The sequence below is a fragment of the Bosea sp. OAE506 genome (assembly GCF_040546595.1).
Lineage (GTDB): Bacteria > Pseudomonadota > Alphaproteobacteria > Rhizobiales > Beijerinckiaceae > Allobosea.
This window is the reverse complement of the sequence record NZ_JBEPOB010000001.1, coordinates 2,059,194-2,082,448: the sequence shown is the minus strand read 5'-3', so window position 1 is coordinate 2,082,448 and position 23,255 is coordinate 2,059,194. Positions and strand designations below refer to the sequence as shown.

Annotated in this window: 23 protein-coding genes; 8 read left to right on the top strand and 15 right to left on the bottom strand. The window is 68.7% G+C overall.

Going from position 1 to position 23,255, the window contains the following annotated elements; genetic code table 11:
* Positions 1 to 120: 120 nt before the first annotated feature.
* A complete protein-coding gene (locus tag ABIE41_RS10100; protein WP_192644344.1) occupies positions 121 to 603 on the bottom strand; it encodes a transposase in 483 nt (160 codons plus the stop codon).
* Here ABIE41_RS10100 and ABIE41_RS10095 point away from each other — a divergent pair.
* Positions 602 to 1,701 (top strand): IS3 family transposase gene (locus ABIE41_RS10095; RefSeq protein ID WP_354191872.1). Its coding sequence is split into 2 segments (ribosomal slippage): positions 602 to 854 and positions 854 to 1,701, totalling 1,101 coding nucleotides; the frame shifts between segments, so codons are not numbered across the junction. The genes ABIE41_RS10100 and ABIE41_RS10095 overlap by 2 nt on opposite strands.
* Here the strand turns inward: ABIE41_RS10095 and ABIE41_RS10090 are convergent.
* Positions 1,614 to 2,120: a hypothetical protein gene (locus ABIE41_RS10090; protein ID WP_354191871.1), complete on the bottom strand. Its 507-nt coding sequence runs from the start codon at positions 2,118 to 2,120 to the stop codon at positions 1,614 to 1,616. The two genes, ABIE41_RS10095 and ABIE41_RS10090, sit on opposite strands and share 88 nt — an antisense overlap.
* A 53-nt stretch (positions 2,121 to 2,173) precedes the next feature.
* Between ABIE41_RS10090 and ABIE41_RS10085 the strand changes: the two genes are divergently transcribed.
* Positions 2,174 to 2,317: a hypothetical protein gene (locus ABIE41_RS10085; protein WP_354191870.1), complete on the top strand. Its 144-nt coding sequence runs from the start codon at positions 2,174 to 2,176 to the stop codon at positions 2,315 to 2,317.
* Positions 2,318 to 2,442: 125 nt separating this feature from the next.
* Here ABIE41_RS10085 and ABIE41_RS10080 read toward each other — a convergent pair whose 3' ends face one another.
* The 3 genes from ABIE41_RS10080 to bigR are packed head-to-tail and all read right to left on the bottom strand — an operon-like array spanning position 2,443 to position 3,574.
* On the bottom strand, positions 2,443 to 2,883 hold the full coding sequence (locus ABIE41_RS10080; RefSeq protein ID WP_192643781.1) for a DUF6691 family protein: 441 nt from the start codon (positions 2,881 to 2,883) through the stop codon (positions 2,443 to 2,445).
* A complete protein-coding gene (locus tag ABIE41_RS10075) occupies positions 2,880 to 3,287 on the bottom strand; it encodes a YeeE/YedE family protein (protein ID WP_192643782.1) in 408 nt (135 codons plus the stop codon). The genes ABIE41_RS10080 and ABIE41_RS10075 overlap by 4 nt, the downstream gene beginning before the upstream one ends.
* Complete coding sequence (bigR, locus tag ABIE41_RS10070; RefSeq protein ID WP_192643783.1) at positions 3,284 to 3,574, bottom strand: sulfite-sensing transcriptional repressor BigR; 291 nt, start codon at positions 3,572 to 3,574, stop codon at positions 3,284 to 3,286. Before bigR ends, ABIE41_RS10075 begins: the two co-directional genes overlap by 4 nt.
* Positions 3,575 to 3,741: 167 nt before the next feature.
* On the opposite strand from bigR, the gene ABIE41_RS10065 reads away from it, so the two are divergent.
* On the top strand, positions 3,742 to 4,221 hold the full coding sequence (locus tag ABIE41_RS10065) for a TspO/MBR family protein (RefSeq protein WP_192643784.1): 480 nt from the start codon (positions 3,742 to 3,744) through the stop codon (positions 4,219 to 4,221).
* Between the two features lie 12 nt (positions 4,222 to 4,233).
* On the opposite strand, the gene hemC is transcribed toward ABIE41_RS10065, so the two are convergent.
* The 5 genes from hemC to ABIE41_RS10040 form a co-directional block, all read right to left on the bottom strand.
* Positions 4,234 to 5,178, bottom strand: coding sequence for a hydroxymethylbilane synthase (gene hemC, locus ABIE41_RS10060; RefSeq protein WP_192643785.1), 945 nt, complete (start codon positions 5,176 to 5,178; stop codon positions 4,234 to 4,236).
* Between the two features lie 115 nt (positions 5,179 to 5,293).
* Entirely contained in the window at positions 5,294 to 6,799 is a 1,506-nt protein-coding gene (locus ABIE41_RS10055; RefSeq protein WP_354191869.1) for an alpha/beta fold hydrolase, read from the bottom strand.
* A 68-nt stretch (positions 6,800 to 6,867) separates the two neighbouring features.
* Complete coding sequence (chlG, locus tag ABIE41_RS10050) at positions 6,868 to 7,752, bottom strand: chlorophyll synthase ChlG (protein ID WP_192644299.1); 885 nt, start codon at positions 7,750 to 7,752, stop codon at positions 6,868 to 6,870.
* 38 nt (positions 7,753 to 7,790) lie between these two features.
* Positions 7,791 to 11,555, bottom strand: coding sequence for a magnesium chelatase subunit H (locus tag ABIE41_RS10045; protein WP_192643787.1), 3,765 nt, complete (start codon positions 11,553 to 11,555; stop codon positions 7,791 to 7,793).
* 1 nt (position 11,556) lies between these two features.
* Entirely contained in the window at positions 11,557 to 11,790 is a 234-nt protein-coding gene (locus ABIE41_RS10040; protein WP_192643788.1) for a hypothetical protein, read from the bottom strand.
* 418 nt (positions 11,791 to 12,208) lie between these two features.
* Here ABIE41_RS10040 and ppsR (ABIE41_RS10035) point away from each other — a divergent pair, with 418 nt between their 5' ends.
* A complete protein-coding gene (gene ppsR, locus ABIE41_RS10035; RefSeq protein ID WP_192643789.1) occupies positions 12,209 to 13,645 on the top strand; it encodes a transcriptional regulator PpsR in 1,437 nt (478 codons plus the stop codon).
* Positions 13,646 to 13,660: 15 nt separating this feature from the next.
* Here the strand turns inward: ppsR (ABIE41_RS10035) and ABIE41_RS10030 are convergent, their stop codons facing one another.
* The 5 genes from ABIE41_RS10030 to ABIE41_RS10010 form a co-directional block, all read right to left on the bottom strand.
* Entirely contained in the window at positions 13,661 to 13,930 is a 270-nt protein-coding gene (locus ABIE41_RS10030; protein ID WP_192643790.1) for a hypothetical protein, read from the bottom strand.
* The gene (locus ABIE41_RS10025; RefSeq protein ID WP_192643791.1) at positions 13,930 to 15,105 is read right to left on the bottom strand and encodes a geranylgeranyl diphosphate reductase; all 1,176 of its coding nucleotides are present in this window, start codon (positions 15,103 to 15,105) and stop codon (positions 13,930 to 13,932) included. The genes ABIE41_RS10030 and ABIE41_RS10025 overlap by 1 nt, the downstream gene beginning before the upstream one ends.
* A 44-nt stretch (positions 15,106 to 15,149) precedes the next feature.
* Positions 15,150 to 16,490, bottom strand: a complete 1,341-nt coding sequence (locus tag ABIE41_RS10020; RefSeq protein WP_192643792.1) for a BCD family MFS transporter — start codon at positions 16,488 to 16,490, stop codon at positions 15,150 to 15,152.
* A 182-nt stretch (positions 16,491 to 16,672) separates the two neighbouring features.
* Entirely contained in the window at positions 16,673 to 18,031 is a 1,359-nt protein-coding gene (gene ppsR, locus ABIE41_RS10015) for a transcriptional regulator PpsR (protein ID WP_354193422.1), read from the bottom strand.
* A 166-nt stretch (positions 18,032 to 18,197) separates the two neighbouring features.
* The gene (locus tag ABIE41_RS10010; protein ID WP_192643794.1) at positions 18,198 to 18,977 is read right to left on the bottom strand and encodes a cobalamin B12-binding domain-containing protein; all 780 of its coding nucleotides are present in this window, start codon (positions 18,975 to 18,977) and stop codon (positions 18,198 to 18,200) included.
* Positions 18,978 to 19,587: 610 nt separating this feature from the next.
* Between ABIE41_RS10010 and bchF the strand changes: the two genes are divergently transcribed.
* From bchF to ABIE41_RS09990, 4 genes are read left to right on the top strand one after another with little or no spacing between them, the layout of a single operon-like run.
* Positions 19,588 to 20,106, top strand: coding sequence for a 2-vinyl bacteriochlorophyllide hydratase (gene bchF / locus ABIE41_RS10005; RefSeq protein WP_192643795.1), 519 nt, complete (start codon positions 19,588 to 19,590; stop codon positions 20,104 to 20,106).
* The gene (locus ABIE41_RS10000; protein ID WP_192643796.1) at positions 20,103 to 21,392 is read left to right on the top strand and encodes a ferredoxin:protochlorophyllide reductase (ATP-dependent) subunit N; all 1,290 of its coding nucleotides are present in this window, start codon (positions 20,103 to 20,105) and stop codon (positions 21,390 to 21,392) included. The genes bchF and ABIE41_RS10000 overlap by 4 nt, the downstream gene beginning before the upstream one ends.
* Before the next feature lie 2 nt (positions 21,393 to 21,394).
* Positions 21,395 to 23,008 (top strand): ferredoxin:protochlorophyllide reductase (ATP-dependent) subunit B, encoded by a 1,614-nt coding sequence (gene bchB / locus ABIE41_RS09995; protein ID WP_192643797.1) that lies wholly within the window; start codon positions 21,395 to 21,397, stop codon positions 23,006 to 23,008.
* Complete coding sequence (locus ABIE41_RS09990) at positions 22,983 to 23,189, top strand: hypothetical protein (protein WP_192643798.1); 207 nt, start codon at positions 22,983 to 22,985, stop codon at positions 23,187 to 23,189. The genes bchB and ABIE41_RS09990 overlap by 26 nt, the downstream gene beginning before the upstream one ends.
* The last annotated feature ends 66 nt before the right edge of the window (positions 23,190 to 23,255 follow it).

Sequence of the window (23,255 nt, the reverse complement as noted above, 5' to 3'; positions counted from 1 at the left end):
AATTTTTTTCGTGGGGGCTTATGCATTCCCGGCGTGGCACAGAGGTCCGTTGCTGGAGGTAGGCTCGACCTTGAGGCGTGCAGTCTGAGTGTCGGGGGCGTCAGCTGGCGCTGACGTCGCTTATGTTCCGGCGGTTCGGTTAAGCCAGACGAGCCGGCGGATGTTGTAGGCGTGATTGGCGATGCCGATCTTGGTTTTGGCCCTTGCGATGCCGATCGTGCGCACAAAGAGGCCCATCCTCGCCTTGTGCTGTGCGCAGACATGCTCGACGAGGGAGCGGACCTTCGACTTCGCGTTGTTTGCGTGCCGCGTCGCCTCCGGCATGGGCCTGCGCTTGGGCTTCTTGCGATGAATCATGCTGACGAAGCCGTGCTTGTCGAGGAAGTCCTCGTTAGCTGCGGAGCGATAGGCGCTATCGGCCCAGACGGCCTTTGACGTGTTGGTGGTATCGAGCAGGCCCCCGCGTAGCCGCGCGCCCTCATAGGCGGCCACATCCGTCACCAGCCAGCGACGGATCAGGCTGACGTGCTCCCCGAAAACCCGGCCAGTCTGAACTGGAATTTTCCATTTATGATCCCGCGATCGGGACGAGGAGAGTTCCATGAAGGCATCGAAGTTCACCGAGGCGCAGATCGCGTTCGTTTTGAAGCAGGCTGAGGGTGGCGTGCCGATCGCGGAGGTCTGTCGGAAGGCCGGCATTTCGGACGCGACGTTCTATAACTGGCGCAAGAAGTACGCCGGGCTGATGCCGTCGGAGATGAAGCGGCTGCGGCAGCTTGAGGAAGAAAACGCGAAGCTGAAGCGGATCGTGGCGGACCTGTCGCTTGACAAGGCCATGCTGCAGGATGTGCTCTCAAAAAAGCTCCGAGGCCTGCACGCAAACGCGAGCTCGTGGACAAGCTGCGAGGTGAGTGGAAGGTCTCGACGCGGCGCGCCTGCTCGGCACTGCGGATCGACCGCTCGCTCTACGTCTACAAGTCGAAGCGGGGCGCGCAGGCCGAGCTGACGCATCGGATCAAAGAGATCTGCGAGACGCGTGTGCGATATGGCTATCGCCGCGTGCATATCCTGCTGCAGCGGGATGGCTGGGCGGTGAACCCGAAGCGGATCTATCGCCTTTACAAGGAGTTGGGCCTGCAATTGCGCAATAAGGTGCCCAGGCGCCGGGTCAAGGCGAAGCTGCGCGAGGACCGTCAACCGGCGACGCAGACGAACGAGACCTGGGCGATGGATTTTGTCCACGACCAGCTCGCGACGGGCCGCAAGATCAGGGTCCTGACCGTGGTCGACATCTTCTCCCGGTTCTCGCCGGCCGTAGATCCGCGCTTCAGTTATCGCGGCGAGGACGTCGTCGTGACGCTTGAGCGGATCTGCGGCGGCATGGGCTACCCCCGGAGCATCCGCGTCGACCAGGGCTCGGAGTTCGTCAGCCGCGACCTCGATCTCTGGGCCTATCAGAAGGGCGTCGTGCTCGACTTCTCGAGGCCGGGCAAACCGACCGACAACAGCTTCATCGAGTCCTTCAACGGCAAGTTCCGGGCCGAGTGCCTGAACACGCACTGGTTCATGAGCCTTGACGACGCCCGGGCAAAAATGGAGGCTTGGCGTAGAGACTACAACGAGGTCCGGCCACACAGCGCCATCGGCAACAAGCCGCCGATATCGCTGATGAACGGCTCTCCGGCGCCCCCGCCGGCATGAGCCCTAACCCCGGACGATTCCAGCTCGCGCTGGCCCAAAATCGGGGAGCACGTCAACGCGAAGATGATGGCGCCGGAGTCGCCAAAGCGTTTGGCCGATCGAACGAGGGCCTTGAGGAAAACCGTGAACTCCGTCTCGGTCATCTTGCCTGCCGCCATCGCAAAGTCGCGGTGATCGTGCAACTTGCTCTTGCTGACATTGCCCCGAATCCGAACGTTGGAGGGCGGATCCGTGAAGACGACCTGCGCCATGTCGTTTCCAAGGACTGCGACTAAAGACGCCAACGCCTGCGCATCGCCGCATAACACGCGGTGGGCGCCAAGGTGCCAGAGATCGCCGGGACGCGTCACGGCGAGCGTGAGAGCGGATTCTTCCCGCTCTGCTTTCGCCTTCTTCGGACGGTCGATAATGAGATCCATCTGAGGCGTGTCAAGCCGATCGCCTCGACATCAAAGTCTGGCAGCACGATCAGATGCTGCAGCTCAATCGCCAGGATCTCCGGCTCCCACCCGGCCAGGAGAGCCAGCTGATTGTCGGCGATGATATAGCAACGCTTCTCATCGGCACTGAGATGACAGAGCCGGACGACCGGAACTTCCTGAAGGCAAGCTCATGAGCAGCCTGCCAGTGGCCGTGACCGGCGATGATGACATTGTCCTCGTCGATCAGAATTGGACTGTTGAAACCCCATTTGCGGATCGAGCGCCCCAGCCAGCGTTTCTCAGCCGTCGATCGACCGCCTCAGCCTGCAGCGCGGGCCAAGACGCGGTCGTGCAGCAACATCCCTGCGATCATCGCCAGGACGAACAGCAGCACCGGGGGCAACCCGGTGCTCAGCGCCGTCACCGCCGGGCCGGGGCAGAAGCCGGCCAGCCCCCAGCCGGCCCCGAACAGCAGCGAGCCGGCGACGAGCCGCCGGTCGATCCGCTCGCTCGGCGGCATGTGGAACTGCGTGTCGAGCAGTGGCCGCCCCAGCCGCCGCTGGAGCGCGACACCCAGCGCCGCGACGCCAACGGCCCCGCCCAGTACGAACATGAGGCTGGGGTCCCACCGCCCGCTGGCGAGGTCGAGGAAGCCCAGCACGCGGGCCGGATCGATCATGCCGGACACCGAAAGCCCCAGCCCGAACAGGATCCCGCAGAAAAGGGCTGCGCCGAAGCGGGCGAATGCGAGCGCCGTCACGACAGGAGCCCGATCACGGTTGCGGTGGCGACGCCGGCAGCGAGGAAACACAGCGTCGCGACGAGCGAGCGTCGCGACAGGCGCGCCAGCCCGAGGATGCCATGGCCGGAGGTGCAGCCCGAGCCCATGCGGGTGCCGACGCCGACAAGGAGCCCGGCTGCCACCACAGCAGGCCAGGACGCCGCGACCGTCAGCACGGGCGTCGCCCCGGTCAGGGCGTGATGCAGCGGCAGACCCGCCAGCAGCCCGAGCAGAAATCCGACGCTCGGACCGCCCTGCCCCGCCAGTGAACGACCCAGCATCCCGCTGATCCCGGCGATCCGGCCATTGAGCAGAAGCAGCAGCGCAGCCGAGAGGCCGAGCAACGCGCCGCCGAGCAGCGCAAATCCATAGGAACTCATCATGACTCCTGGGTCCGGCAGAAGATGGCGTAGAGCGCCTCGATCAGCTGGGCCGCCTTCTGCTGCGTCAGCCGGTAGTGGATCTGCTTGCCGTCGCGGCGGGTTTCGACGATGCCGGCCTCCCGGAGCACGCCAAGCTGCTGGGAAAGCGCCGGCTGGTGGATGTCGAGCAGCCGCTCGAGTTCGCCCACGGCGTATTCGCCCTCGGTCAGCTTGCAGGCCAGCATCAGGCGGAGCGGATGCGCCATCACCCTGAGCAGCGCGGCGACCTCGACCGCGCGCTCCGCCATGAGCGCCGCGCCGGGATCGGCCCGACCGTCTTTCTGATCATTATACATTATCATATAATATATATTGAAAACGGCGAAGGCAAGCGACTGCACGGTCTTTTCGCAGGCACCCACACCGCGATGTGCTAGCGTCGGCGCCTCTGCCCACGGGGCTTCGGATACAGCCGATGAATGCGATGGACGGCTTGGGTTTGGCGGGGTTCGTCGTGGCCTGCGTCGCAGCGGCGAGTTCGGGCGCGATCTTCAAGCCCGGCGCCTGGTATGAGGGGCTGGCGAAGCCCTGGTGGCGGCCGCCCAACTGGCTGTTCCCGCCGGCCTGGACGCTGCTCTATTGCATGATCGCGGCGTCCGGCTGGCTGGTCTGGCGCAAGGCGGGCTTCAGTGGCGCCGCCCTGCCGCTGGCGGTCTACGGCGTCCAGCTCGTCCTGAATGCGATGTGGTCGGGCGTGTTCTTCGGCCTGCGCCGGATGGACCTCGCCTTCGTCAACGTGTCGGCGCTGTGGCTCTCGATCGCGGCGCTGATCGTGCTGTTTGCGCCGATCGATTCGCTCGCGGCCTGGCTGCTGGTCCCTTACCTGGTCTGGGTCAGCTTCGCGGCATTCCTGAACTTCACCGTCTGGCGGATGAACCCGAACGCCCCGGCCTGACGGCGCCGTTCGTCAGGCGCCGACATATTTGAAATGGGCGCCGACGCTGCGGTAGGAGGCTTCCAGCACATCGACACCGCCGGCGAGCCGCAGCGCTTCGGCGGCCACGAGACCGAGCTCGACCGCTTCCCGGCCAGGACGATCGTCGCTGGCCGTGATGCGCTGCGATCCATCATGGGCGGTGATCTGCGCGTGGAGGAAAAGCCGGTCGCCCTGCCAGGTCGCGCTGGCTCCAACGGGCAGGCTGCAGCCGGCGCCAAGCGCATGCAGCAGCGCCCGTTCGCAATCGACCTCCGCGCGCGCCTTGGGGTCCTCGATATCCTTGAGCATGGAAAGGATCGTCGGGTTGTCGTCGCGCGCCTGCACGCCGAGCGCGCCCTGCCCGATCGCATAGGGAAACAGGATCGGGTCGAGCAGCTCAGAGGTCGCGCCCTCGAGGCCGAGCCTCTGCAGTCCGGCCTGGGCCAGGATCACCGCATCCAATCCGTCATCGCCGTTGATCTTGGCTAGACGCGGCCCGACATTGCCGCGGATCGGCACGACCTCGACATCCGGACGCAGGCTGAGGATCTGCGAGCGCCGCCGCAGCGAGCCGGTGCCCACGCGCGCGCCCTCGCGCAGATCGGCCAGCGTCGAGCCGCAGAGCACGTCGCGCGGATCGACCCGCTCGGGCACCGCCGCCAGCACCAGCCCCTCGCGCAGCGTCGTCGGCAGGTCCTTCAGCGAATGCACGACGATGTCGACCTCGCCCGAGGTCAGCTGGTCCTCATGCTCGGTCGAGAACACGCCGATGATGCCGAACTGGTGGAATTCGGAGACGCGGTCCTTGTCCGCGATCGTCGCGATCGGATGCAGCGAGAACTCGGTGTCGGGATGCTTCGCCTTGATCAGCGAGGCGATGTAGTTCGTCTGCGCGATGGCGAGGGGGCTGCGGCGCGTACCGATTTTCAGAAGCATGGACGAATGACCTAAGCCTGGGCCCGGAGGGCGCACTCGTGAACGATCGAAGTCTCTATCAGCCGAGCAAGTCGCCGAGGCAACGTCAACTGCTTTCCCATCCCGGACCGCACCGTCATCGCGCCACCAGCGGGAAGGCGGCAGCGATCGCCCAGGCGAAGGCGAAGGCATTGGCGAGGCCGGCCATGAAAGGGTGGCCGCAGCGCCTGAACGCCCAGGCGCTGAACAGCCCGTAGACGAGGAAGAACAGCACGATCACCGGGACGATGATCAGCAGGAAGAACAGCCGCTGGAAATCGAGCGCGACCGCCAGGCCGAGCGAGACCAGGAAGGCGAGCTTCGAGGCGAGGAACGCCCCGCGCGCCGCCCCCTCCCCGCGCGTCAGCCATTCATCGGCGAGGAAATAGATCAGCGTCCCCGCCAGCGTCGCGGCAAAGAGCGGCAGGCGGTGGCCGGCCGGCACGAACGCCGTCACGAAACTGTGGACCGGCCAGGCGAGCGCGACGAGCCCGAACAGCATCAGCGCAGCCGTCCCGGCCGCAAGCCGTCCCCGCGACACGATCGAAAGTGGAGCCGAGCGCCCGCGCTTGGCGAAGGCGATGCAGAGCGCCGTCAGCACACCGTAGGTGGCGAAATGCACGGCGAGATAGTCGCCGACGATGACGGGCAGGAAATTCGTCGGCACGAGGCGCAGCAGGACCGGCGTCAGCAGCGCCGGCAGGATCAGCGGCAACGCTATCTTCCTCCAGCTGAGCCCCGCCCCCACCGGCGGCGAGGCTGCACGCGGCAGCAGCGCCGATAGCGGCCAGGCCAGCAGCACGACGCCGGCGAGCTGCAGCAGGATCCAGACGCCCCGGCTGTCGAGATCGGGGTTCGCCACAGCAGGCCGCCCAAAGCTCGCATCGAGCCAGGCCAGCGCCTCGCGCAGGCTCGCCTCGTTGTAGAGCACACCGACATGCTCGGCCCGGGGGCTGACCGCAGCGCGCCGCGCGGTCCCCGCGGCGATGTCGCCATAGGTAACGCCCGCCTCGGGGGATACCGGCGCCGAGACCAGCCCGACCGCGCGCAACGCCTCGCGCCTCAAGCCCCCCTCCCATTCCCCGGCTATGACCAGCAGGTTGCGCGGGCTCGTCGCGGTGACGGCCGGCGAGAACATCGAGACCGCCACCGTCGCAGTGACATCGGTCCGGCTCTGGGCGACGCGGACGATGATGTCGGTCGCCATCGAATGACCGAGCAGGGCGAGCCGCCCGTCGCCCAGCCCTTTGGCCCGATCGACGACATTCGCGGTCTCGTCCACTAGCCGGCGCGTCGCACCGTCTTCCCGGGAGATGCTGCCTGTAAGCGGCATCGGATTGGCGCCATGGCCGGCGAAATCGAAGGTCACCGCGACATAACCGGCACGCGCGAGCGTGACCGCGAAGGGCTGCATCAATTGCTGCGAGCCGGCGAAGCCATGCGCGATCACGACGACCGGGGCAGCGCCCTCGGCCCGGAGCGGGCGGAACACCGTCATCGGCGTGTCCTCCGCCGTCATCGTCTCGGTGGTGATGCCGCGCCGCGCATCCTGCAACTGCGCCAGGGCGATCCCGATCGCGACGACGGCGAGGCCTCCGAGCAAAAGCTGGATCCCTCCCAAGGCTGGCCGGCCCGGATCGCGCGACCTCATCCCGCGCGCACGCCCATCATCTAGAATCCCGCGGGCAGGCTGCGCACCGCGACCGCCGCAGCCATCATGCCGAAGACGAAGAGCGGCACGCCGAAGCCGCTGTAGAACAGCGCCTTGCCGACCGGATCGCGCAGGAAGCGCGCCATCAGGACGCCCTGCGCCGCGAGCAGGGCTGCGACGATCGCCGCCTGCACCGGCCGCTGCCAGTGCAGCAGCAGCGCGATGACAACGACCTGCGGGAGCGCCATGGCGAGGCAGGCGATTTTCGCCGCGCCCGGCGCGCCGAGCAGCACGGGCAGCGAGCGGATCCCCATCTGCCGGTCGCCCTCCATCGCCTTGAAGTCGTTGAGCGTCATGATGCCGTGGGCGCCGAGGCTGTAGAGCAGCGCCAGCAGCAGCACCGGGGCCGGCGGCAGCGCGCCACCCAGCATCACCGCGGCGCCCGTCACCCAGGCCAGCCCCTCATAGGAGAAGCCGCAGGCCGCATTCCCGAGCCAGCCATTGCGCTTGAGCCGCAAGGGCGGCGCGCTGTAGGCCCAGGCGAGGAAGAGGCCAAGGCAGGTCGCGATCAGCACCCAGGAGCCGAGCAGCGAGGCGACCGCCAGCGACAGCACACTCCACAGCGCGGCGATGTAGAGGCCCCAGCGCCCGGGGATGCGGCCCGAGGGAATCGGCCGGTGCGGCTCGTTGATCGCATCGACCTCGCGGTCGTGCCAGTCGTTGATCGCCTGGCTCATCGCGCAGACCAGCGGTCCGGCGAGCACGATGCCCAGCAGGGCGACGGGGGCGTTCGCTATCAGCGGCACGCCGGACGACACCACCCCGCAGGCGAAGGCCCACATTGGCGGAAACCAGGTGATCGGCTTCAGCAGTTCGAGCACGGCCGACGGCGCCGGGTAGGCCACCGCGCCAGCGCCGGGCCTGAGCGTGGCGCCGGTCTCGCTCACGCCGCAGCCTCCAGCCCGATGCCTTCGAGACGGTCTTCCAGCGCGTCGCCGGCCTCCTGAAGCGCGGCCAGCGTCGCTGCATCCGGCTGCCAGTATTGCCGCGCCTGCGCCTCGATCAGGCGGTTGGCGAGCTTGGCGGAAGCCGTCGGGTTCAACGCCGCCAGCCGTTCGCGCATGGCCGGATCGAGGAGATAGGTCTCGGTCAGCTTCTGGTAGACCCAGGGCTCGACCTGCCCTGTCGTCGCCGACCAGCCCATGGTGTTGGTGACATGGGTCTCGATCTGCCGCACGCCCTCATAGCCGTGCTTGAGCATGCCCTCGTACCATTTCGGGTTGAGCATGCGGGTGCGCGTCTCCAGCGAGACCTGCTCGGAGAGCGTGCGAACCGTGCCCTCGCCGCGCGTCTGGTCGCCAATGTAGACCGGTGTCGCCGCGCCCCCCTTGGCCCGGCGGACGGCGCGGCTGATGCCGCCCAGCGTATCGAAGTAATTGTCCACCGTGGTAACGCCGAGCTCGACCGAATCGAGGTTCTGATAGGCGAGCTCGACGCCGCCGAGCACGCTGCGCAGAAGCTCGGGCTGCTGCACCGCCCGCCCGCCGCGCCCATAGGCGAAGCCTTTGCGGCGGCTGTAGGTTTCGGCCAGCTCGTCCTCGTCCTGCCAGCGCCCGCTCTCGACGAGGTTGTTGACGTTGGAGCCATAGGCGCCCTCGGCGTTGCCGAAGACGCGAAGCGACGCGGTCTCGAGGTCGCAGCCATGCTCGGCCTGGTAGGCGAGCGCATGCTTGCGCACGAAGTTGCTCTCGGACGGCTCGTCGGCGGAAGCCGCGAGGAAGGCCGCTTCGGCCAGAAGGCGGATCTGCAGCGGCAGCAGGTCGCGGAAGATGCCGGACACCGAGATGACCACGTCGACGCGCGGCCGGTCCAGCGCCTCCAGCGGCAGCAGCTGCGCGCCCGCCAGCCGGCCATAGCCGTCGAAGCGCGGCTCGGCGCCCATCAGGGCCAGCGCCTGGGCGATCGGCCCACCTTCGGTCTTGAGATTGTCGGTGCCCCACAGCACCAGCGCCACCGTCTCCGGCAGGGCATGGCCGTCCGCGACATGCCGGTCGAGCAGCCTTGCGGCCTGCCGCGCCCCGTCCCTGACGGCATAGGCGCTGGGGATGCGGAAGGGATCGAACCCGTGCAGGTTGCGCCCCGTCGGCAGTACGGCCGGCGTCCGCAAGAGGTCCCCGCCCGGCGCCGGCCGGATGAAGCGTCCGTCCAGCGCCCGCATCAGCCCGTCGAGTTCGTGATCGCGCGCCAGCAGGGCATCCGTCGCGGCGAGCTCGGCGAGGCCGGCCAGAAGCGTGTCCTCCGGTTCCAGACGGGCCGCACGCAGCGCCTGCTCCGGGCTGAGCCCGGCCACCAGCCCCTCGACGACGGCCCGCGCCGGCCTGACGCCGGAGCCCGAATCGACGATCGCCATGAGCATGTCGGTGCGCTCGGCCTGGGAGAGCGGCTCGCCGACGACATGCAGCCCGTGCGGGATCAGCGTGTATTCGAGTTCCAGCACCGCCTCGGCGAGCTTGCCGATGCGGGCATGGCGCTCCTCGCCGCTCCAGTCCGGCTCGGCCGGCGCCAGATCGAGCGCCGAGGCCTGCGCCTGGATCAGCACCGCCAGCTCCGCCGCTTCGCGCATCTCCTCGGGCGCGAGACCGCGCCAGCGGTCCAGCGAGCCCTTGAGCTCGATCAGCCCGCGATAGAGCCCGGCCGAGGCGACAGGCGGCGTCAGATAGCTGACGAGGGTCGCAGCCCCGCGCCGCTTGGCGAGCGCGCCTTCGGACGGGTTGTTGGCGGCGTAGAGGTAGATGTTCGGTAGGTCGCCGATCAGCCGGTCAGGCCAGCACTGGGCCGAGAGCCCCGTCTGCTTGCCCGGCATGAACTCGAGCGCGCCATGCGTGCCGAAATGCAGCACGGCATCGGCGCCGAAATCCTCCCGCATCCAGCGATAGAAGGCCGAGAAGGCATGCGTCGGCGCAAAGCCCTTCTCGAAGAGCAGCCGCATCGGGTCGCCCTCATAGCCGAAGCCGGGCTGGATGCCGACGAAGACATTGCCGAAGCGCTCGCCCAGCACGAAGAGGGAGGAGCCGTCGCTCTGCTGACGGCCCGGAGCTGGGCCCCATTGCGCCTCGATCTCGGAGAGCCAGCGCTCGCGGCGGATATGGTCGCCTGCACCGATCCGGACATGGACATTCGCCATCGCGCCGTAACGCGCCGCATTGCCCTGGATGATCGCTTCGCGCAGCGCCTCGACGCTGGCGGGCACCTCCACGGCATAGCCCTCGCGCTGCAGGGCGCCGAGCGTCCGGTGCAGCGATTCGAACACTGAGAGATAGGCCGCCGTGCCGGTGTTGCCGGCATTGGGCGGGAAGTTGAACAGCACGATGCCGATCTTGCGGTCGGCACGGCTGCGCCGCCGCAGCGTCACCAGCTTCTCGACCCGCGCCGCCAGCGTTTCAGCCCGCTCGGCGCAGACATGCATGTCGCGCTGGCCTTCGCTGGCAGGGAAGGTGCAGGCACGGGCGCAACCGCTGCACCGGCCCGGCTGGTCTGTGCGTCCGCCGAAGACGATCGGCCCGGTCGCGCCGTCGAGCTCGGGAATCGCGATCATGATCGTCGATTCGACCGGGAGCAGGCCGCGATCCGAGGCGCCCCACTGGTCGAGCGTCTGGAACTCGGCCGGATGAGCGGCGATATAAGGCACGTCGAGCCGGGCCAGCACCTCCTGTGCGGCGCCAGAATCGTTGTAGGCGGGCCCGCCGACCAGCGAGAACCCGGTCAGCGAGACCAGCGCGTCGATCACCGGCCGCCCGTTGCGGACGAGAAAGGCGTCGATCGCCTCGCGTGCATCAAGGCCGGTGGCGAAGACCGGCAGGACGGAGAGCCCGCGTGCCTCCAGGCTGCGGATGACGCCGTCGTAATGCGCCGCATTGCCCGCCAGGACATAGGAGCGCAGCACGAGCAGACCGACAGTGCCCTTGGCGCCGGCGACGGCCGGCAGGGCCTGCGGATCGGTGCCGACCCGGCCCGGCATGGCAGGGTGATAGATGCCGGTCTCGGGATAGGCGACCGGCTTTCCGACCTTCAGCGAACCGCGCAGGGCGCGCCGCGGCCCGTCGGCATAGCGGTCGACCAGCAGCCGCACGAGATTGGCGATGTTCTCCTCGGAGCCCGCCAGCCAGTACTGCAGCGCCAGGAAATAGGCGCGCACGTCCTGAGCGGTGCCGGGAATGAAGCGCAGAATCTGGGGCAGGCGGCGCAGCATCTTCATCTGGCCGGCGCCGCCGCTGGCGGCCTTGCCCTTGCTGCCGCGCAGGCGCTTGAGCAGGGCCATGGGCCCGCTCTGCGGCCCGTCCATGCGGAAGCGCCCGACGCGGGTGAGCTTGGTGATCTCGCCGGCCGACATCAGGCAGACCATCGCGTCGCAGCTCTCGCGCCGCGCCTGCAGCGCCGGAACCAGCGGCAGGAAATGGTCCTCCATGAACAGCATCGTGGCAACGACGATGTCGGCGCTCGCGATGGCGTCCTGGCAGCGGGCGAGCAGGCGCGGATCCGCCGACCATTCGGACGCCGCATGGACGCTCAGTTCCAGCCCGGGAATGTCCCGCTTCAGCGCGGCGTGAGCCCGCAGCGTGGCGCTGGCGACATGCGTGTCCATGGTGACGATGACGACGCGGACCGGCGTCGCATCACCCGCTGAGCCCTTCGCCGCGGACCCGACCATGTCACGACCGCTCGTTTGCGGACGCGGCGGCGAAGCCGTCTTCGGCCTGCGGAGACCCGCCGGCAGCGACGGCCATGCGCCAGCCCAGCAGCCTGCGCGTAGGACAGGCATGAAGCGCGTCGTAGAGGGGTTCGCGGTGCGCGGCCGCATTCCTGTCCGTCGCGGAATAGGCAGACGGCACTGTTTTCGCGCTGCGGGAGGAAACCGACCGGCTCAGTTCTGCGTGAAACGTCATGGGACGCCTCCTGCCGACGCCGTCAACCGGATGGCGGTTGCGCTCGCGGCAAGGGAGAGGCTCGCTCCGTGGGCGGCATATGTCAAGTTTGATTGACGGTTCAAGACGCCATAAATGTATATTTGCCTTTACATTCGGACGTCTTGCGCTACCTTCCCTCAACGGGATCGGTTCGCGGCGGCGCTTATCGGGCGCAGTCGCCCAGGCGCGTGACCCCTGCCGGCGGAGCCGGCACCGAGCGGCTTCGTTTCAGGGTTGTGTTCGGCGCAGCGGAACGGCGAAAGCCGCCCTTTGCGAGCCGGCCTCGCTCGACGAGCTGCGGGGGGAAGATCAGGACCATGCCGACGGCACCGGCCTTCCCGGTGCTTTGGAACGCCTTCCGTCCATGCAGGCCGACAACGGAATGGGCCTCGTTGCCATGTCTTCTCCGCCGCCCCGGGACCACACCGCGCAGCCACCGGCCGAGGCATGGCCGGCGGGCGATCCGGATCTTGCGCGCGCCGTCATCGATGCCGCAGCCGATCTCGTGCTGCTGGTCGATGCCGACGGCGTCATCCGGGCAGCGGCCGGCAGCGCGCTCGCTGCACTGACCAGCCGAGCCCCCTGGGTCGGACGCGCCTTCGTCGACACCGTCGCGCCGGACAGCCGCAGCAAGGCCGAGGGGCTGGTCGCGACCCGGCTTCCGCCCCCCAAGGGGGTCGGCGAACTCAACCACCTCGCCCCGGAAGGCGGCCTTCGCCCCTTCGGCTACCGCGTCGTCTCGCAGACCGGCGCCGGCCTGCGCTGCCTCGTGGGGCGCGATCTCGCTGCGGTCGGCGCGCTGCAGCAGCGCCTGCTCGAGGCCCAGCAGGGCATGGAGCGCGAATATGCGCGGCTGCGGCTCGCCGAAACGCGCTACCGCATGATTTTCCGCTCCGCCCCCGAACCGATCGTCATCGCCGAGGCGGCGAGCCTGAGGCTGGTCGAAGCCAATCCAGCCGCTCTCGACGAACTCGGCCTGCGGGCCGACCGGCTGGGCGGGGTCTCGCTGACCTCCCTGTTCTCGCCCCTGAGCGGCGACGCGCTCGCCTCCATGCTGGCGGCCGCGCGGCATTCCGGCGAGGCGGCGGAAATCGAGGTCTCCCGGTCCGGCAGCGCGCGCCGCACCTCGATCCGCGCCATCGCGTTTCGACAGGACGGAGCGGTGCATCTGCTGGTCCGGCTGGGGATCACCGCTCCGGAAGGCGCGGGCGTGGCGGCCGACCCCGCCCTGCGCCATGTCCACGGCATGGTCGAGCAGACGCCGGATGGCTGCGTGATCATGAGCGCGGACCGCCGCGTGCTCCACGCCAACCGCGCCTTTCTCGAACTGGCCCAGCTCTCCTCGCGCCATCAGGCGCTCGGCGAGCCGCTCGACCGCTGGCTCGGGCGGCCCGGGATCGACCTGCCGCTGATCCAGGGGACGCTCGCCGACCACGGCGTCGTCCGCAATTTCCCCACCATCGTCCGCGGCGCCTTCGGCAGTGTCGAGGCGGTGGAGTTGTCGGCGGTGACGGCCTGGGCCGGCGAGACGGGCTCGACCGGCCTGATCATCCGCAGCAAGGGCGCGCAGCTCATCGTGCCGCCGCAGCGCGGCCCTACCCTGCCACGTTCGGTCGAGCAATTGTCCCAGCTCGTCGGCAGCGTGCCGCTCAAGGACATCGTGCGCGAGACCAGCGACGTCATCGAGAAGCTCTGCATCGAATCAGCGCTCGATCTCAGCCGGGACAACCGCGCCGCTGCGGCGCAGATGCTGGGCCTCAGCCGCCAGGGCTTCTACGCCAAGCTGCGCCGTCACGGGCTGGGAGATCTCGTCGAGCAGGACGAGCCGGTCTGAACGAGCCCGACACGCTTACCGCGCGCCGGGGCGACGCAGCCGCAGCACGAGATCCGCGATATGGGCGAGGCCGCCGAAGCTCAGCGCCGCCAGCGTCGCGCCCGGCGCCGCCCCCGCCAGCGCGCTGCGCAGCGCCAGCAGCAGTCCCAGGCCCGACAGGACCGTCGGCAGCAGCGAAAGCCGCGTTTGGCCGGGGCGCCGGACCGACAGCCCGATCAGCACAAGCTCGACGACGATGATGGCGAGCGCCAGATCGACGACGCTCGCGAGCCCCGGCAGCGCCATCAGCGCGCCATGCCGAGCAAATGGCTGAGATCGTTGAAGAAGACCCGGACATGCGCCATGAACTTGCCGCGCACGAGCTGCTTGTTCATGTAGGAATCCCAGGTCAGCTTCTGCACGTCCGGGTTGCGGCAGAGCTTGACGAACTGCTCGCGGCGCTTGTCGTTGCGGTACCAGATCCGCTGCATCAGGCCGAGAATCCAGAACACCCGGCCATGATCGGCCATGAAGCGCTTGCGGGCGGTGGCCAACGCGCGTGCATCGCCGGTCTTCAGCGCAAGCTGGACGGCCTCGCCGGCCAGCCGCCCGCCCAGCATGGCGTAGTAGATGCCCTCGCCCGAGGCCGGCGCGACGACTCCGGCCGCATCCCCGGCCAGCAGCACGTCGCGGCCATTGTCCCATTTCCGCAGCGGCTTCATCGGGATCGGCGCCCCCTCGCGCCGGATCGTCTCGGCGCCTTCGAGCCCCGCCTCGCGGCGCAGCACGCTGACGGCGTCCTTCAGCGAGAAGCCCTTATGGGCGCTGCCGGTGCCGATGCTGGCCGTGCCGCCATGTGGGAAGACCCAGCCATAGAAATCGGGCGAGATCCGCCCCTGATAGACGACGTCGCACCGCTTCGCGTCATAGCCGCCGCCGGCCTGGGTCGGGACACGGACGATCTCGTGATAGGCGAAGACGAAGGGCGGTCGCTTGCTGCCGGGCATCGCGGCACGGGCCAGGGGCGAATTGGCGCCGTCGGCACCGATCACCATCCGCGCCCGCAGGCTGAGCGGCGCCTCGCCGTCGCGGGGCCGCAGATGCAGCCGCGCCGTCCCGTCCGGGTCGCGCTCGAAACCCTCGAAGGTCGCGGTGACGCGCCGCGCGCCCGACTGGGCCGCCCGTTCGCGCAGCCATTCGTCGAAGGGCTCGCGATCGACCATGCCGACATAGCCGTCGTCGATGGGCATGTCGACGCTGGTCGCCGAGGGCGCGACCATGCGGGCGCAGGCGATGCGGGCGACGATCTGCGAGGGCGGGATCGCGAAATCGCGGATCGCGCGGGGCGGAATGGCACCTCCGCAGGGCTTGATCCGCCCGGCGCGGTCGATCAGCACGACGCTGTGTCCCGCGCAGGCGAGATCGTGGGCGGCGGTCGCCCCCGCGGGCCCGCCGCCGACGACGGCGACATCGTAGGTCATCTCCGGTTCGTCACGCAAAGGCGGCTGGACCTGATTCATCGCGGTCACCCTGGGTTGGGAAGGAGAAGTCCGTCACGGTCGCGCGGTGCGCGGCGCTCGCGCTCCGTCGCCTGTCGCGCCACCGCCAGAGCGAGCGCGGCCGAGACGACGAAGAGCAGCGCCTCGACCGCGAAGACACCGGCATAGGCCACGGCCGGTGTGCCGGTGAGATGCCGCGCGAGGTCCGTTGCGCCCGCGCCGCACAGCCCGCCGAGGCCGAAGGCGACGCCCTGCGCCGCACCCCAGAGCCCCATGCGGACACCCTGGCGCTCGGGCCGGCCCTCGCCGACGAGGCGCATCATCGAGCCGATCGCCGCCACCGCGTAGGCGCCGTTGGCGAGCCCCAGCGCGAAGACGGTGCCGCGCAGCGGAAAGCCGCTGCCCGTGAAGGGCGACAGGGCAAGCCCCGCCAGCGCCAGCGCCGAGGCGATGCAGCCGCCGACGGCCCAGAGCCGCAGCGACCCCGCCCGCGCTCCGGCCAACGTCGTGACGACGGCGACGAGAACCATCCCGGCGAGAACCCCGCCGTTCTGGACCCCGGCAAGCCGCGTGCTCTCCCCCGGCGTGAAGCCGAAGACGGTGCCGGCGAAGGGCTCGAGGATGAGGTCCTGCGCGCTGTAGGCGATCATCGAGACGAAGATGAAGATGGCGAAGAGCCGGGCCTGCGGCTCGTCCCAGACCTCGCGCAAGGCGGCGCGGAAACCGGTATCGATGGCGCCCGCGGATTCGGCCGCGGCAGCGCCGCCGCCGGCTATCTCGACGCCGCGGACCGCCAGCACGGTGACAGTGAATGCGATCGCGCTGACGGCACCGGAAATGGCGACAAGCCGGCCTGTCGAGAACGGGTCGAGCAGATGGCCGACGAGCCCGGCCGTGACGATGAAGCCGGCGATCATCATCACCCAGACCACGGTCGCGGCGGCCGGGCGGCGCGCATCGGCGACGCGGCGCGAGAGCAGGATCAGCAGGCAGGTGCCGCTGGCGCCGACACCCATGCCGATCGCCGCGAAGGAGAAGGCAGCGAGCAGGACGCCGGGCCAGAAGGCGCTTTCCATCAGCGCCGTCGCCACCGCGGCACCAAATCCGCCCAGTGCCAGCACGGCCATGCCGCCGATGATCCAGGGCGTCAGCCGCCCACCGACATCGGAGCCATGGCCCCAGCGTGGCCGCAGGATCTGCACCGCGTAATGCAGCGCGACCAGCAGCCCCGGGAGGACCGCCGGCAATGCCAGCTCGACGACCATGACGCGGTTGATGGTGGAGGTGGTGAGAACGACGATGGCACCGATCGCCGTCTGCACGAGGCCCAGGCGCATGATGCCGACCCAGCCCAGCGGCGCGCTCATCGCGCGGCTCCTTCTGTCCGCCCGGCGCAGGCTTTCACAGCCGGTGGGGAGCTCGAAGGGAGGGTAATGGCCTGAGGGCGCTTCATGACCCAAGGCTAGGCCCGCAGGCCTCAGGTCGTCAATCTAAACTGACAGATTTGAGATCAAAAAATGTCAACTCAACATGACAATCAGCAGCTGCGTTAGTTCAGATCGCTGCCGTCGTCCTCGCCGTCGTCGAGATCGCCCAGGCCGTGGCGGCGCAGCTTGGCGTAGAAGCTCTGGCGGCTGAGCCCGAGCATGTTGGCGGCCGACGCGCGGTTGTCCTTGCTCAGCTCGAGAGCGGCTTCGATGCAAAGCTTCTCGATGACATCCGTGGTTTCGCGCACGAGTTCGCGCAGCGACACGCGCCCGACCAGCTCGGTCAGATGCTCGACCGAGCGCGGCAGGCCGCGGCTGCGCTGGCCGGCCAGCGCGTTGCGGACGCCGAGGCTGCGAATGACGAAGCCATAGGAGGGCGTGCTGCCGCTCAGCGCCGGCACGGCCGAGAGTTCGACCTCCTCCACGGTCCCGAACTGGCCGCGGATGATGGTGTTGAAATTCCGGACGACGCCATGCTCGGTCAGCGTCACCATCAGCAGTTGCAGGTCGATGCCGGGCCGGCCGAGCCAGCTGTCGAGCGGCTCGCCCAGCGCCTGGTGCTTGCTCGAGAGCTGCGCCAGATCGAGGAAGGCGCGGTTCGCCTCCAGAACCTTCAGATCGGGGCTGATCACCACAAACCCGTCGGGCAGTTGTTCCAGCAGGCCGACAATGCGGCTCTCGGAAGCGGATTCGGCGCCCCCCGCACCTGCGACCGGCGTCAGCCGGATCAGCAGATAGCCGGCATTGTCCTGGCGGAAGGCCGAAGCCAGCGCCCGAAACCGCTTCGCACCGGATGCGAGCGTGATCTCGGTCTCGTCGGCGCGGCCGGTCGCCTGGACGGCGCGCAGCATGCCCTGCAGGGCCTCGCCGCTCTCGGGCGCAAGCCCGGCCAGAATCGAGGTGTTGGCCAGCTTGTCGGCCGGAAGCTCGAGCTGCTGCTGAGCCGCCGGGTTGGCCTCGACCACGCGCAGCTGAGCGGTGTCCACGATCACCACCGGCTCGGATGTGAGATGGAAAAGCATGCGATAGCGGGTTTCCGCCATCCGCAGCCGCGCATATTCGCGCTCCATCGCCTGCTGCGCCTCGACGAGCTGCTGCTGGAGATGGGTGAGATTGCGCAGGTCGCGGCCAAGCGCGACGATCGTACCGTCCTCGCCGACCTGCATGGCCGAATAGCGCACGGGGACGTCACCGCCCTCCAGGACGTGGGTCAGTTCGCGAAACTGGATCGAGGTTTCGCTGCCGGCGTTTGCGATGAGATCGAGAACCTTCGGCCGGCTTTCGAGGGACACGACATCGACCCAGTTGCGGCCGATCCAGTCCCGATGCCCGCTGCGTCGCAACTGCTCGGTGCCGACCGAGACGTCGAGGATGACGCCGGCACTGTCGAGCACAAGCGCGATGTCGCTTGCCGCGGTAATCAGGCTTCCGGCAACCTCGGGCGCAAGCCTACCCAGCCATCCGGACTGACCCTTGAAACCGAGTGTAGGAGCCTGGGGAGCAAAGACGTTCATAACGACGGGTACCCGGTTCCTGCCTACGAGGGGCGGTCTGGAGGCCGTTAGCAGATAACGACGCCCCCGGTCATCAACAAGTAATCTTTTTCGTTTCGAGCATCCAGTCGACGCGCTTGACCGCTTCCGCTGCGTCGCGCGCTCCGAAGTCGGCACCGAGCGCAACCGCCAGCGCCGGGTCGTCCACGAACAGGTTGCCGCCGAGCATGATGTGGACGGATTTGTTGCGCGAAGCCGCACGGACGGCCGTCACCACCGATGTCACGCCGGCGGCCGAAACCTCGCCGCTGGCGGAGAGCCCCACCAGATCGAACCATTCGGTGCGGACATGCTCGATCAGGATCGGCTTCGAGGGCAGGAATTCGGACTGCACATGCCAGCCGGCGCGACGGAAGAACTCTTCGACGACGGCCAGACCGAATGTGTGCTGCTCGCCCGGCACGACGGCCAGGAGAATCCTGCCTCGCTCGACGGTCGGGGCGGGGGTGACCTCGAAGGCCGGCCCGTAGACACGGAGCAACTGCTGCAATCGGGAGAGCCCGACGGTCACGTCGACGAAGGTGCAGCGGTCCTGCTCCCAGAGCACACCGAGATGGCGCGCTGTGGCCGAAAGGATCGTGGTGATCAGCGCCTCGGCCGTCAGACCGCGATCGCGCATCCCGTCAAGATGCGCCCGAGCCGCACTCAGCGGCTTGTGGACGACCATTTCGGCGAAGCTTGCGACATCGGCATCGGTCATCGTGATGGCATCGCCCGCGCCGGCCGGGCGTGGCACCACACCCGGCGCTCGATGCGCCAGCATCAGCCGCGGAATGATCTCGGTCTCGATGGTGCGCGCCAGGTCAGCACGCAAGCCTGGCTCCGGCACGGGACTGACGGAATCGAGGGGACACCAGTTGGTTCCCGGTAAATCTGGCAGGCTGCACACGTCGTCTGAATAGGTCGATCGTGCAGCCAGGGATGAGCGTCCCGAGTCAGGCATGAGGCCACCTCCCTCAGGCAACCGTCCGATCCAGCCAGGAACTCTGTCGGTCCTGTTACGTAGTGGCCGCCGAGGCGTCCCACGGTCTGGAAGGCAGTTCCTTTGACCTATGTCAAAGAGTGAAGCACGACCTTGCCCCATCCGCAATCATGAAATGATTATGGATCAAATCTGTATTCGCCCAAGAGCAATGCCGTTATTCCACGGCAAAAACTGTTGCGAAAACAACAAAAGGACCAGCAAAACCAAGCTGATCGGCCCCTCCTGACCCAGAGGCGGAGGGCGGCCCTTGGGGGGCGCGCGGCGCCACTCACGATGCGGCGATGTCACCCTAGGTTGGCTCGCCGCGTCTGTCCACTTATTTTGACATTGCATTGCAGCAAAGTGTCATGATGAGTTGACACTTGTGCGATGGGGCGCCAATCTCCCCATATCGACGCCGCGGCGATCCGCCAGCGGCGCAGCGGACCGGAGACGTCCGATGCCGGCAGGGGCCAGGGAAAGCAGCGCCAAGACGCTCTACACGCCGGAGCAGCGCCGGCGCCGCGACGCGTCCCGCTGGACACTGGTCCAGGGCGTGCTCGCGCCTCTGCAGTTCCTCGTCTTCCTGTGCAGTCTCGCGCTGGTGCTGCGCTATCTCGCGACCGGCGCCGGGCAGGACGCGGCGAGCGTCTCGATCATCGCCAAGACGCTGGTGCTCTACACCATCATGATCACCGGGGCTTTGTGGGAGCGCGATGTCTTCGGCGTCTATCTCTTCGCCCCCGCCTTCTTCTGGGAAGACGCGGTCAGCTTCGTCGTCATCGCCCTGCACACCACCTATCTCGTCGCCCTGCTCGGCGGCTGGCTGACGCCGGTGGAGCAGATGCTGATCGCGCTCGCCGCCTACGCCACCTATGTCGTCAACGCCGCGCAGTTCCTGCTGAAGCTGCGCGCGGCCCGCCTTCAGGCGGCGGCCGCCCCCGGCGCGCTGGACGACCGGCTGGAGCTTGCGTCATGAACGCGCCCCTGCTCGCCACGCCGGTTCCCGCCTCGGGCTGCGACGCCCCGCCGATCCTGCGCGAGCGCGGCCAGCGCGAGGTCTTCTGCGGCCTGACCGGGATCATGTGGCTGCACCGCAAGATCCAGGACGCCTTCTTCCTGATCGTCGGCTCGCGGACCTGCGCCCATCTGATGCAGTCGGCCGCCGGCGTGATGATCTTCGCCGAGCCGCGCTTCGCCACGGCGATCATCGAGGAGAAGGACCTCGCCGGCCTCGCCGACGCCAATGCCGAGCTCGACGCCGTGGTCGAGCGTCTGCTCGCCCGGCGCCCCGAGATCCGGATGCTCTTCCTCGTCGGCTCCTGCCCCTCCGAGGTCATCAAGCTCGATCTGTCGCGGGCCGCGCTGCGGCTCGGCCAGCGCTTCGCACCGCAGGTCCGGGTGCTCAACTATTCAGGCAGCGGCATCGAGACGACCTTCACCCAGGGCGAGGATGCCTGCCTGACGGCACTTGTCCCCATCCTGCCGGAAGAGCCCGCAGGCGCGCAGGCCTCGCTGCTCGTCGTCGGCGTGCTGGCGGATGCAGTCGAGGACCAGTTCCGCCGCCTCTTCGCCGCGATGGGCATCACCCGCCTCGCCTTCCTCCCCGCACGCCGGGCCGGCGAGATGCCTGCGGTCGGTGCGAACACCCGCTACCTCCTCGTCCAGCCCTTCCTGGGCGAGACGGCCCGCGCGCTGGAAAACCGCGGCGCGACGCGGCTGCCGGCGCCCTTCCCGCTTGGGGCCGAGGGCACCACTGCCTGGCTGCGCGCCGCCGCCGACGCCTTCGGCGTCGCGGATTCCGTCTTCGAGGCCGCCATCGCCGCCCCGCGCGAACGGGCCAGCAAGGCGCTGCAGCATTCGCGCCGGGCCTTGCGCGGCCGGCGCATCTTCTTCTTCCCCGACAGCCAGCTTGAGATCCCGATCGCGCGCTTCCTGTCCCGCGAACTGGAGATGGAGCTGGTCGAGGTCGGCACGCCCTATCTGCACAAGGAGCATCTCGCCGCCGATCTGGCGCTGCTGCCGGCCGGCGTCCAGCTCAGCGAGGGCCAGGACGTCGACCGCCAGCTCGACCGCTGCCTGGCAGCGGCGCCCGACATCACCGTCTGCGGGCTCGGCCTCGCCAACCCGCTGGAGGCGCGGGGCCTGACGACCAAATGGGCGATCGAGCTCGTCTTCACCCCGATTCAGGGCTTCGAGCAGGCCGGCGATCTCGCCGAGCTGTTCGCGCGGCCGCTGAACCGGCGCGCGGCGCTGGAGGTGTAGCGATGCAGCTCACCGTCTGGACCTATGAAGGCCCCCCGCATGTCGGCGCGATGCGGATCGCGACCGCGATGACCGACGTGCACTACGTCCTGCACGCCCCCCAGGGCGACACCTATGCCGACCTGCTCTTCACCATGATCGAGCGGCGCGGTGAACGCCCGCCCGTGACCTACACCACCTTCCAGGCACGCGATCTCGGCGGCGACACCGCCGACCTGTTCCAGCGCGCCGCCCATGACGCCTATGAGCGCTTCAAGCCGGCGGCGATGCTGGTCGGCGCCTCCTGCACCGGCGAGCTGATCCAGGACGATCCGGCCGGTCTGGCGCGCGCGCTGGGCCTACCGATCCCGGTGATCCCGCTCGAATTGCCCTCCTATCAGCGCAAAGAGAACTGGGGCGCGGCCGAGACCTTCTACCGGCTGGTGCGGGGCCTCGCCGGCCCGCACATGCCCGCACCGGGAACCGCCCGCCCTGCCCGCAAGCCCGGCGAGCCCGCCCGCTGCAACATCCTCGGGCCGACGGCGCTGGGCTTCCGCCACCGCGATGACGTCCGCGCGGTCACCGATCTGCTCTCGCGCCTCGGTGTCGTGGTCAACGTCACCGCGCCCTGGCAGGCGAGTGCCGCCGACATCGCCCGGCTCGGCGACGCCGACTTCAACGTCGTGCTCTATCCCGAGATCGCCGGCCAGGCCGCGCAATGGCTCAAGCGCGCCTTCGGCCAGCCGACCGTCGCCACGGTGCCGATCGGCGTCGGGGCCACGCGCGACTTCGTCACCGAGGTGGCCCGTCTCGCCGGTGTCGACCCCGCCCCGGTCCTGGCCGATGCGGCCTCGCGCCTGCCCTGGTATTCACGCTCGGTCGATTCGACCTATCTGACCGGCAAGCGTGTCTTCGTCTTCGGAGACGCGACGCATGCGATCGCCGCCGCCCGAATCGCCAGCGAGGAGCTGGGCTTCAAGGTCGTCGGCCTCGGTACCTATTCCCACGAGCAGGCCCGCGATGTCCGCGAGGCCGCCGCCCGGCTCGGGCTCGAGGCCCTGATCACCGACGATTATCTCGAGGTCGAGGCGGCCTGCGCCGAGCTGCAGCCGGAGCTCGTGCTCGGCACGCAGATGGAACGCCACATCGCCAAGCGCCTCGGCATCCCCTGCGCGGTGATTTCGGCCCCGGTCCATGTCCAGGATTTCCCGGCGCGCTACTCGCCGCAGATGGGCTTCGAGGGCGCCAACGTCATCTTCGACTCCTGGGTCCATCCGCTGATGATGGGCCTCGAGGAACACCTGCTCGGCATGTTCCGCGACGATTTCGAGTTCAACGACGGCGCCGGCTCCTCGCATCTCGGGCATGGCACGAAGCACGCGGCCGGTCGCCCGGCCCCGGTTACCGACGCCGTCGAGCGCGCCCCGGTCGTCGCCGCGATGGAGGCCCCGGTGCTGGTCGCCGAGAGGCCGATCGTCCTCAGCTGGGCGCCCGATGCCGAGCTTGAACTGAAGAAGATCCCGTTTTTCGTGCGCGGCAAGGCGCGGCGCAACACCGAAAAATTTGCAGGCGAGCGCGGGATCAGCCCGATCACGGTGGAGACACTCTACGATGCCAAAGCCCATTTCGGCCGCTGATTTCGTCCCCACTCTGCTGGCGATGGTCATGATCGACCGGCGCCGCGCCCTGATGGGCGACGGCGCCATCGCCCCCGACGCCCCGCGCGGGGCGGAGCAGGCTTCCGGCCACCGGCCGAGCCACGCGGACCGTCAGGCCCGCGATCGGCGCGGCGAGCATTCGAGCGAGGCCCGGGCATGACCGTCCTGTTCCAGCATCCCGGCCTCAAGGCCGACTACCGCGCCAAGACACCGCCGCCTCCGGGCG

Bases quoted from the DNA above. Each gene is read 5' to 3' on its own strand.
- ABIE41_RS10100 (WP_192644344.1), bottom strand. From the start codon at position 603: ATGGAACTCTCCTCGTCCCGATCGCGGGATCATAAATGGAAAATTCCA.
- ABIE41_RS10090 (WP_354191871.1), bottom strand. From the start codon at position 2,120: ATGGATCTCATTATCGACCGTCCGAAGAAGGCGAAAGCAGAGCGGGAA.
- ABIE41_RS10085 (WP_354191870.1), top strand. From the start codon at position 2,174: ATGCTGCAGCTCAATCGCCAGGATCTCCGGCTCCCACCCGGCCAGGAG.
- ABIE41_RS10075 (WP_192643782.1), bottom strand. From the start codon at position 3,287: ATGATGAGTTCCTATGGATTTGCGCTGCTCGGCGGCGCGTTGCTCGGC.
- bigR (WP_192643783.1), bottom strand. From the start codon at position 3,574: ATGGCGGAGCGCGCGGTCGAGGTCGCCGCGCTGCTCAGGGTGATGGCG.
- ABIE41_RS10065 (WP_192643784.1), top strand. From the start codon at position 3,742: ATGAATGCGATGGACGGCTTGGGTTTGGCGGGGTTCGTCGTGGCCTGC.
- hemC (WP_192643785.1), bottom strand. From the start codon at position 5,178: ATGCTTCTGAAAATCGGTACGCGCCGCAGCCCCCTCGCCATCGCGCAG.
- ABIE41_RS10045 (WP_192643787.1), bottom strand. From the start codon at position 11,555: ATGGTCGGGTCCGCGGCGAAGGGCTCAGCGGGTGATGCGACGCCGGTC.
- ABIE41_RS10040 (WP_192643788.1), bottom strand. From the start codon at position 11,790: ATGACGTTTCACGCAGAACTGAGCCGGTCGGTTTCCTCCCGCAGCGCG.
- ppsR (WP_192643789.1), top strand. From the start codon at position 12,209: ATGTCTTCTCCGCCGCCCCGGGACCACACCGCGCAGCCACCGGCCGAG.
- ABIE41_RS10030 (WP_192643790.1), bottom strand. From the start codon at position 13,930: ATGGCGCTGCCGGGGCTCGCGAGCGTCGTCGATCTGGCGCTCGCCATC.
- ABIE41_RS10025 (WP_192643791.1), bottom strand. From the start codon at position 15,105: ATGACCTACGATGTCGCCGTCGTCGGCGGCGGGCCCGCGGGGGCGACC.
- ABIE41_RS10020 (WP_192643792.1), bottom strand. From the start codon at position 16,490: ATGAGCGCGCCGCTGGGCTGGGTCGGCATCATGCGCCTGGGCCTCGTG.
- bchF (WP_192643795.1), top strand. From the start codon at position 19,588: ATGCCGGCAGGGGCCAGGGAAAGCAGCGCCAAGACGCTCTACACGCCG.
- ABIE41_RS10000 (WP_192643796.1), top strand. From the start codon at position 20,103: ATGAACGCGCCCCTGCTCGCCACGCCGGTTCCCGCCTCGGGCTGCGAC.
- bchB (WP_192643797.1), top strand. From the start codon at position 21,395: ATGCAGCTCACCGTCTGGACCTATGAAGGCCCCCCGCATGTCGGCGCG.
- ABIE41_RS09990 (WP_192643798.1), top strand. From the start codon at position 22,983: ATGCCAAAGCCCATTTCGGCCGCTGATTTCGTCCCCACTCTGCTGGCG.